The sequence below is a fragment of the Ruegeria sp. BHSB064 genome, assembly GCF_059613205.1.
Map to the genome: position 1 here is coordinate 17845 of NZ_JBXWSB010000061.1, position 9436 is coordinate 27280.

At 57.3% G+C, this 9436-nt stretch carries 7 protein-coding genes; 3 read left to right on the top strand and 4 right to left on the bottom strand.

Annotated features, from left to right (window positions below; all coding sequences use genetic code 11):
* From AC2FNU_RS14725 to AC2FNU_RS14735, 3 genes are read right to left on the bottom strand one after another with little or no spacing between them, the layout of a single operon-like run.
* The gene (locus tag AC2FNU_RS14725; RefSeq protein ID WP_496789819.1) at window positions 1–1407 is read right to left on the bottom strand and encodes an FAD-binding oxidoreductase; all 1407 of its coding nucleotides are present in this window, start codon (window positions 1405–1407) and stop codon (window positions 1–3) included.
* A complete protein-coding gene (locus AC2FNU_RS14730; protein ID WP_496789822.1) occupies window positions 1404–2654 on the bottom strand; it encodes an amidohydrolase family protein in 1251 nt (416 codons plus the stop codon). Before AC2FNU_RS14730 ends, AC2FNU_RS14725 begins: the two co-directional genes overlap by 4 nt.
* Complete coding sequence (locus tag AC2FNU_RS14735; RefSeq protein WP_496789824.1) at window positions 2651–3445, bottom strand: creatininase family protein; 795 nt, start codon at window positions 3443–3445, stop codon at window positions 2651–2653. The genes AC2FNU_RS14730 and AC2FNU_RS14735 overlap by 4 nt, the downstream gene beginning before the upstream one ends.
* A 273-nt stretch (window positions 3446–3718) precedes the next feature.
* Between AC2FNU_RS14735 and AC2FNU_RS14740 the strand changes: the two genes are divergently transcribed.
* From AC2FNU_RS14740 to AC2FNU_RS14750, 3 genes are all read left to right on the top strand, one after another.
* On the top strand, window positions 3719–4165 hold the full coding sequence (locus AC2FNU_RS14740) for a RidA family protein (protein ID WP_496789826.1): 447 nt from the start codon (window positions 3719–3721) through the stop codon (window positions 4163–4165).
* A gap of 193 nt (window positions 4166–4358) precedes the next feature.
* Window positions 4359–6299: a CocE/NonD family hydrolase gene (locus AC2FNU_RS14745; protein ID WP_496789837.1), complete on the top strand. Its 1941-nt coding sequence runs from the start codon at window positions 4359–4361 to the stop codon at window positions 6297–6299.
* A gap of 154 nt (window positions 6300–6453) precedes the next feature.
* On the top strand, window positions 6454–8481 hold the full coding sequence (locus AC2FNU_RS14750; RefSeq protein WP_496789831.1) for a DEAD/DEAH box helicase: 2028 nt from the start codon (window positions 6454–6456) through the stop codon (window positions 8479–8481).
* Between the two features lie 120 nt (window positions 8482–8601).
* Here AC2FNU_RS14750 and AC2FNU_RS14755 read toward each other — a convergent pair.
* On the bottom strand, window positions 8602–9436 hold an 835-nt coding region (locus tag AC2FNU_RS14755; protein WP_496789832.1), incomplete at its 5' end, for a Gfo/Idh/MocA family protein.

Here is a 9436-nt window from a genome sequence, read left to right on the forward strand (position 1 = left end):
TTACACGGTTGCTTTGGCTTCGATTTCTTCGGGTGGCAGATCCTTGACCAGATCCCAGGCGCGGGATTTGCCGGGGTTCAGCAAACCCTTTGGGTCCAGTCGTTTTTTCCAGGCGAGGTGCAAATAGTCCGCGGTTTTCAAACCCCCGCTTTCCACATGGAAACTATGTGCGTCATAAACGCCGTGCCCGTGTTCTTCGTAAATTCGGCCAATCTCGCGCAGGCGATCTTCGGTGGAATACCAGATGATTGGCAGATCAAAGGCGACGACATCACCGTTCAGCAGCGAGAACTCGTGATGCTGCCAGACATCGTCACCCAAGGCTGCACCAACCTTTGCAACCGCGCCCGCGTCAGAGGCGTCCGGTACGCCGATTTGTTGGTAGGTCGCTGACCGGTCCGCTTTCAGAACCTGCAGAGTGGTGTGGTTATAGGCAAATTCGAACACATGGGGCAGCGATGCTGCTTTCCGGTCATCCTCGGTCAATTCCAGATCAAGACTTCCGCCCTGATCGGCAATAAGGCCGCGAAACCGGGCCATATCGGTCTCAGGCACCAACGAAACAAGAAGGTGCTTGTTCGCCCTGACATGGCCTTTCAGTCGGGGAAAATACTCCACGATCCGCGCGTCTACCGTACTGGCCAGTTTGCATCCGATCTGATCGTCGGTCGCAACCGCGTACCCGGCGGAGTAACATTCTTTGTAGCTGTCGAACGTCGCCATGCACCCGATCCAATCAGGGTGGGGAACCGTGCGCAGTGTCACTTCGGTAATAACACCGTTCAAGCCCCAGGCGTGGTGGATCTGCAGAACGTCCTGACCTTCAAACACATATTCCTGCGGGTTTTCTTCAACGGACAGGGCTTTGAGCTGCAGGATGTTTCCGGGCTCTCTGAGGACACCATTTGCAATGGACCCAATACCGGCAGAGCCACCTGCAATAAAACCGCCGATCGTCGCGATATCTTGGGTCGATGGGAACATCGCCATTTCCCACCCTTGTGCCATCAGCGCCGCGTTGACATCGGCCATCAGCGCGCCTGCCTCGGCGCGGACAAATCCTTCTCCGATTTCCAGTATGCGGTTCATTCGGGTGGTTTCGATGATCAGACCACCATGCAACGGCACGGCCTGACCGTAATTGCCCGTCCCGCCACCGCGCAACACGACGGGGGCATCTGCGTCATGCGCGGTTTTCAGGCAATGCGCCATCTCTTCAACAGTTTTCGGCAGGGCGACCAGATCGCCAAAACTGCGTTTGAGCTGTTGGTTCAGGATCGGGCTGTACCAGAAGAAATCGCGCGACCGTTTCTTGACCAGAACGGGTTCGTCGATCACTTCGACCGGCGCGAGGCGCTTGGCAAACGCCGCCCAGTCCAGATCGCTTTTTCCTGAAATCGACGTCATGCAATCTCTCCTGTCAGAGCGTGCTTCAAGGGTTTGGGCGCGGATGTCCCGGTCAGCCAGTCCGAGGTCGATGCGGCATCAAAGATCAGCAGGTCTTCGACCGCGGCCCCATCCACGGTGGTCGGAGTAAGTCCCAACGCTGTTTGTGCATTTGTGGTGATCATGGGCAGCAAATCACCAAATGGCGGGTCCAGATGCGCCGTAAGCGCTGCCAGTTCCAGACTTTTGCGCGGATCATGGCGGCCAAGGGGGCAAAAGGCGTCACGCACGTTGTCGGTGCCCACAACGACAGGAACACCTGCGGTCTGCAACTCGGCAATCCGGGTTATTCCGCGCCTGTCGGGGGTCCCCTGCGCGCGCCCTTGCAGATACAGGTTCGAAGTCGGCAGGCTGGCGATTGTCAAACCCGCGCGCGTCGTTTTGTCCAGCAGCGCTTGTAAAGGTGCGCCTGCCAAATTCATCAGGCTGCAGGCGTGACCGCACAGAACCGGGCCCTGAAACCCGGTCTCGATGAGGGTGTCGGCAATGATCTCAAGCCCATCCAGCCCGTCATGCAGGCCTTCGTCCACATGAAAATCCAATGCGAGGCCATGTTTTTCGGCCAGCTGAACCGCAACCTGTATCGCGGCGTGTCGATCCGGCTGGTTTAAAACGAACAACCCGAGCACCCCTTTGCCACGGGCAACCTCGCGCCCTATCGCAGCTGCTTTGGCGGGGTCTGTCAAATCGGTTGTGTTCAACAGCGCGGCGATTTGTAGGTGGACCGTATCCTGATAATCCACCGCGAGCTCTTGCAGCACGGACCACGACAAGGGAGGTGACGTGCTTTCTGGATCAGCGGCCCAGTCGAAATGGCTTCGAACGATGCCACAGCCCGAGGACATCAGCTCTTGCAGTCCCCGTTTGGCCCGCTGACGCAGGTCGTCTTCCGTCCAAAACATGCGGTCGCGGCGCTGGGCGTCCATGGCGGCATTTAGGTCTCCGCCAACCTGGCCCATTCTTGAGATCGTGTGGCATTTATCCAGATGGACATGGCATTCGGTCAGGCGCGGGGTGATCAAACCTGATGGATGGTGAGGCGCGGTGCTGGGGCGCAAACTAACCGCCCGCCCGCCCCGGATAATCAGATCGCCCGCCAAACAATCCGAAGTCTGTGTGCCGCCAAAACCACGCGGGTCCAAGAGCAGCGAGACAGGAACAAGCACATTCTCGACTACAACCGAATTCGTTGCGTTCAGCACATTCATGTCGCGCCACTCCGGTGATCGAACTGTGCGAACTCAGCCAAGAACGACGCAAAATTGGCGGCGGCAGTGTCCAGCAATTGTTCGCCTTTTTCGACCGACGCGGCGGAGGCATCCCCGCAGGCACCGTCTGAGTGCAAGTCATCGATGATCCAGCCCGGCCGCGCGGTTTGCCCCGTCAGACCGATATGGTGGAACCGTTTTTCCCAATCCCGGATGCTCGGAACAAAGTTCTGCGCTCGACTCATATCCACCAGATGCGGTTTAGCCACCAGCATGGAGGAGGTCTCGGACTCTCCGGCATGCAAGTCGACCGAGGCAGCATCGGGGTCAAGGACACTTTCCCAATCGGAAAAACCGAACCACGAGCATGTAACAACGATCATCTCGTGCGCGATCCTTAAATCGCGCGCTGCAATATCCAAAAGGGCTGTGTTGCCCCCATGGCCGTTGAACAGCACAAGCCGTTTCACACCTGCCCGCGCAACCGAGGCTCCGATGTCGCGCAACACCGCCAACAGGGTATCCGCCGACAGGCTGAGGGTTGCGGGATGCCGATCATGTTCGCCGCTTTTAGTGACGGTCAAACCCGGTAGGATCAAAACGTTCTGCTCGGCATGAAGCCGCGGCAAGCTGCGCTCGACCACAGCGGCCACAAGGTCACTGTCAACGGATACTGGCAGGTGGGGGCCGTGTTGTTCTGTAGCTCCGATTGGCAGAACGGCAACCAGATCATCTGGCAGATCACGAAAATCCGGCGCTTTGTGATCGGCCCAATAGCCTTGAATGCTCATGCGGTCCTCCCAAACAGACGGCTCGATGAACGGCAGAAACAACTGGATTGTGGTCGGTCGTGTTCGCTTATCAAATGGGTGACTTCGTTCGCCTGCCCGGATGCCTGACAAGGCGGGTGCGTCCCCGGTATTGGACCGAAATTGAAAAAGAGTGCATCCCTGTCACACAGCAAATGACCACGCTTACCCATATCGCCCTCCTTGACGAAACTGGAATACGTGGCCCTTGGATTATCCGTGCCAGAGAATTGCGCTAAGACTTGCAAAGAAAGTTTGAACTCGCAAGAAAAATTCCAAATCAGAAAAGAGTACAGGAAAATGAAAGAGTTAAACCCAAACGATATGCCGTCTCCGTTCGCACGTTATGCGCATGGCGTCGAAATCCCCCGCGACTGGAGGCTTGTTCAAACCTCGGGGCAGTTGGGGATTCGCGCAGATGAAAACGTCCCGAAAGGCGCATATGATCAAGCAGTCGTCTGTTTTCAGAACATCGAAAAAATTCTGCGGTCAGCGGGTATGGATGCAGGGGATGTCGCGCATATCAGAGCATTTGTAACCGACAGATCGCATATGGCAGGCTACATGCGCGCACGGGACGAATATCTTGCCTCGCACAGCCGTTTGCCAAGCTCGACGCTGTTGATAGTCAGCGGTTTTACGAGGCCGGAGTTCAAGGTCGAAGTCGAGGTACTTGCCGCTGCCCCACAAGAAACGCGTTAATTCAAAGGTGTCTTTAACCCTGCCGAAAACGGTCCGGTGGTGATCTGCACTTTCTGCTTCGAGTGCGTTTTTAGCCTGCGGTGTCGCTCATGTTGTTAAGTGCGGCAGCCAAAGAGGTTAGGGTGCCTGAGAATCGCTAAGGGAATACTTCGTGACATATGATCATAGGGTAATTGAAAACATCTTCATCCCAATGGCGGATGGTCGCAATCTGGCCGCCCGGATCTGGCTGCCGGTAAGCGGGCCCAGCCCGGCCATTCTGGAATACCTGCCGTATCGCAAACGCGATGGCACGGCACCTCGGGATGAATCTACTCACCCCGTGTTTGCCCGCGCGGGCTATGCGTGTGTCCGGGTGGATATTTCGGGTACCGGCGACAGCGACGGGCAGTTCGATGACGAGTATTCCGAGCAGGAGCTGAGCGATGGCGAGGCGGTCTTGGCGTGGATTGCAGAGCAGGATTGGTGTGACGGCAATATTGGTATGATCGGGATTTCCTGGGGTGGCTTTAATGGGCTGCAACTGGCGTACCGCCAACCCGAAGCGCTCAAGGCTGTGGTCTCCGTTGCTTCGACCGTGGATCGTTATGCCGATGACATCCATTATATGGGCGGCTGTCTGTTGAGCGATAATGCAAATTGGGCCAGTCAGATGTTTGCCTATCTGTCGCGACCGGCAGATCCGGACTTGCGTGCGGATTGGCGTGCGGATTGGCTGAACCGCATGGAAACGCTGCCCTTTTCCGCGGTGGATTGGTTGCGGCATCCCACACGTGATGAATTTTGGAAACACGGATCCGTGTGCGAGGACTGGGATGCAATCAAAGTTCCGGTGCTGGCCATGACGGGCTGGGCTGATGCCTATGTCAACGCGCCTTCCGCGCTGGCGACCCATTTGAAAGTCCTGGCCAAAGCGATGGTTGGCCCTTGGGAGCATCGCTATGCCCACATCTCAAAGCTTGCACCATCCGATTTCCATTCGGAAGTGATTACGTGGTTTGATCGCTGGCTCAAAGGGCGGCAGAACGGGGCTGAGGATCTGCCGGACTATCGCACCTTCATGCAGGAACACTTCAATCCGACCAAACAGAACGGCCCACGCAAAGGGCGCTGGATTGCCGAACAGAACTGGCCGTCAGACAATGTGAAGGATCGGTTTCTGCATCTAACTCAGGACGGGTTTGGAACCAGACCCACAAACGGCACGGTCACAGTAAGCAGCCCGGCCAGTGTTGGAGCGACCAGCGGTTATTTCTGTCCGGGAATGCGCTTTGACAACGAACTGTGCGGCGATCAGGCCCCCGATGACGCCTTGTCGCAATGTTTCGACACTGCCGTATTGGATGAACCGCTAGAGGTTTTAGGGCGGGCGCGGCTGCGCTTTGCTTTCAGCGTCGATAAACCGGTCGCGCAACTGATGGCGCGGCTATGTGATGTTTCTCCCGAAGGGGTGTCCCAGCGCATCAGCTACCGGCCGCTCAATCTTTGCCACTATGCCAGTCATGAAACGCCCGAAACCCTTGTGCCGGGGCAGGTTTATGAGGCGGAAATCCTGCTTAACGAATGCGCCCATCACCTGCGCGCGGGGCACCGGCTCCGGCTGGCGCTGTCGACCAGCTATTGGCCCGTTGTCTGGCCCGCACCGGAGCAGGTCAAGGTCACGCTGCATCTGAACCGCTGCGTTCTGCAGCTGCCGGTGCGCGAGGTTGAGGTGGAAATCGAACCGCAGAACCCGGGTTCGGCACGGGATTTTCCTGTACTGGAAACAGAAGTACTGCGCACACCGTCAGGGCGATCCGATCAGCATGTGCTTGACGATGGGACCCTCGTTCTGGACACGTTCGACGACTATGGTAAAGCGCGTGATCCCTATCACGGACTGGTCGTTGGCAGTCATGTCGCCATGCATTACAGCATCCATCCCGATGACCCTGCGTCGGCGCGTTTCAACAGCCAATGGCGTTTCACCTTCGAAAGGGGTGACTGGAGCGTGGAGATTGAGACCCAGAGTTCCATGCATTGTGATGCGCAGAATTTCTACCTGAAACGAAAACTGCGGGCTACCGAAGGCGCAGAGGGTGCCGAAGTTATGGTCAAAGAGTGGACGGAAAGCATCCCGCGCGGATTTCACTGACAGCTTCAAGACTGCGAGCATCAACAGTTCAAAAAAGTTAAACCCTGCCGTTTCCGGTTTGTTTCATTGCTGATCGAACCTGCAGGCCCAAACGAGGCTGTACAAACTCTGCCATCGTCGTTAAGGGCGTGATCTTTCTTCTGCAAGGTGACGTATGCCCAACCTCTTCGACCTGCCCATGACGCTCTCGCAGGCGTTGACCAACAAAGGTTACAGCGAACTTACGCCCGTTCAGGTGGCGGTGACGCAACCTGAGCTGGCCCAGCTTGACCTTTTGGTGTCAGCGCAAACCGGGTCAGGAAAGACGGTTGGCTTTGGGTTGGCAATTGCACCCGACCTGCTGGACAAAGACGGCCGGTTTGATCGACCGGCTGCCCCTTTGGCCTTGGTTATTGCGCCCACACGTGAACTGGCCATGCAGGTTCAGCGAGAGTTTGACTGGCTGTTTTCAGAAGCCGGGATCGTTACCGCATCTGCCGTGGGTGGCATGGATGCGCGCACGGAACGCAGAGCGATTGAGCGCGGCGCGCATGTCATCGTCGCCACGCCAGGCCGTCTCAGAGACCACGTGTCGCGAGGAGTGATCGATTTGGGTGATCTCAAAGCGGTTGTTCTGGACGAAGCGGATGAGATGTTGGATATGGGATTCTCCGAGGATCTCGAATTCATCCTGGATCACACTCCGGAAAACCGTCGGACATTGCTGTTTTCTGCAACGGTGCCACGCGGCATCGCCAAGCTTGCGCAGACCTATCAAAAAGAAGATGCCCGTCGGATCGAGGTCGGCAACAAAGACGCGCAGCACGCGGACATCTCCTATCTTGCGCTGACTGTGGCCCCGTCAGACATCGAAAAGGCGATCATCAACCTGTTGCGTTTTCATGATGCACAAACGGCGATCATCTTCGCCAATACCCGGTCTATGGTGACCCGCCTGACAGCGAAGTTTTCCAACAGGGGGTTTTCGGTGGTTTCGCTTTCGGGTGAGCTCAGCCAGTCCGAACGCACCCACGCTTTGCAGGCCCTGCGTGACGGGCGCGCGCGTGTATGTATTGCAACAGATGTGGCTGCACGCGGCATTGACCTGCCCCGGCTGGAACTTGTGATCCACGCGGATCTGCCGTCCAATGCGGAATCCCTGTTGCACCGGTCCGGGCGAACAGGCCGTGCCGGACGAAAGGGCACTTCGGTGCTGATTGTACCGGGGCGTCAGCGGTCAAAGGCACAACGCCTGTTGAAATCCGCCAAGCTGGAGGCCGAATGGGGCACACCACCTTCCGCCGAGGCGGTCCTTGCCCGCGATGAAGAACGGCTAATGTCAGATCCGGGATGGACTCAGTCACCAACTGCCGAGGAACAGGCATTCTCTCAGCGCCTTCTGCAAGAACACACGGCTGAGAAGATTGCGGCGGCGTTTCTGCGTCTTTATCGCGAGCGCAATTCCGCGCCCGAGATTTTGGGTGAAGTTCCCGATCCGGGCGCGCGCAAAAAGCGAGAGGCTTCGGATTTCGGGCCAAGTACGTGGTTCTCGTTGTCTTTGGGTCGCAAACAGCGGGCTGAGCCGCGTTGGTTGCTGCCGATGCTATGCCGCAATGCCGGGATCTCCAAAGATGCGATTGGGGCCATTCGTGTCCAGTATCAGGAAACATTCGTTGAAATCCTCAGCGACGCAGTGCCGGCAATAAAGAACGAGCTTGGCCCTGAGCTTGACCTTGAGCAGGGTGCGCGATTGACCGAATTGCCGGGTGTTCCGAATTTCGACGCCTCGCCCAAAGGCCCTCCGGCTGAGCCGAAAGCACCACGTAAAACGCCACGCGCGGACCGGAAAGAGGATACATCGCGTCGAGTCAGCAAGCCTGCTGACGCGTCGAAACCCGCCGAGTTTGAACCAAGCCCGAAAAAACCGCACAAACGCCGCGAAAACCCGGACAAACCAAAGTCTGCAAAGCCAAAGGCAAGTCAGGGCAAGAGCCAGGGCAGCCCCGGAAAGATACCTACGCGCAAAGGCGGCGGTACGGAAAACACGCGGCGCAAAAACGCGGCTGATCCGTCGAAACCGATGGGGTCTCGGGCCGAACGTCACAAAAGCCGACAGGACGGCGAGAAGCCCAAGAGTTTTAAAGTGCGCGCAAAAAAAGGCCCGGAAGCGCGCCCGATGAGGAAACCATCGCGGACCAAATGAACCTTGACCACGTGTGCTTGCCGATCACGTGCAAGCAACATCCAGCAGGTTTTCAAACAGTCGCATATAAAGGGTTGAGTTCCAAGCGATTACAGAACTCAACCCTATGCGACGCTGTGGTCAGCTGCTGAAACGTACGGTTTCGCCGCTTTCCATCGCCTGTTGTGCCGCTTGTCCCATCCGTACGGCCCAAAGACCGTCCTTCAAGCTGACGTCCGGTTTGGCCTTTTCGCCGCGCAGCACGGCCAGAAACCCTTCGTGCTGATAATAGGTTGACCCATTGTGGTCTCCGGCTGCCAGCAATCTGGCGTCTACGGGGACATCGATTGACGTGGGCCCCTTCGGTTTGCGGGGGCTTAGGATCACCTTGGGCACCGGCGGTTCCCCCAAATGATCCGGCCAAAAGCGACCTGGACCGGGTACCAACGCCTCGACTTTAGCGTCGGGTCCAACAGCCGATACTTCTTCCTGATACCGAGAGCCTTCCGCAAACATGCACAGCTCTAACATGGCGCGTGCGCCCGAGGCGAAATCGACAATAACGTACCCGTGGTCCAGAATATCCGGTGTTTCGCCTTCGTAGCTTTCGTCCAGATGGTTGACGGCTTGTCCTCCGCTTGCGGTCACGCGCACCGGGTCGGATTGCAGGATCAAGCGCATGAGGTCGAAGAAATGACAGCACTTTTCAACAAAGGTGCCTCCGGTATTGCAATTGAACCGGTTCCAGTGGCCGACCTTTTCCAGAAATGGGAAACGATGCTCGCGGATAGACAGCATCTTCACGCCGCCTGTTGCTTCCGCCTTGTCGATCAAAGCGGCAATGGGTGGCATGTATCGGTATTCCATCGCAACCCAGATGGGGCAGGGATAGCTACGCTCAACCTCTTCTAACCGGGCCGCATCCTGTGGGTCGGTGAACAACGGCTTTTCCACCAGCAACGGCAGGGGTCGCGTT

Coding starts and splice junctions, on each gene's coding strand:
- AC2FNU_RS14750 (WP_496789831.1), top strand. CDS start 6,454: ATGCCCAACCTCTTCGACCTGCCCATGACGCTCTCGCAGGCGTTGACC.
- AC2FNU_RS14730 (WP_496789822.1), bottom strand. CDS start 2,654: ATGAATGTGCTGAACGCAACGAATTCGGTTGTAGTCGAGAATGTGCTT.
- AC2FNU_RS14745 (WP_496789837.1), top strand. CDS start 4,359: ATGGCGGATGGTCGCAATCTGGCCGCCCGGATCTGGCTGCCGGTAAGC.
- AC2FNU_RS14725 (WP_496789819.1), bottom strand. CDS start 1,407: ATGACGTCGATTTCAGGAAAAAGCGATCTGGACTGGGCGGCGTTTGCC.
- AC2FNU_RS14735 (WP_496789824.1), bottom strand. CDS start 3,445: ATGAGCATTCAAGGCTATTGGGCCGATCACAAAGCGCCGGATTTTCGT.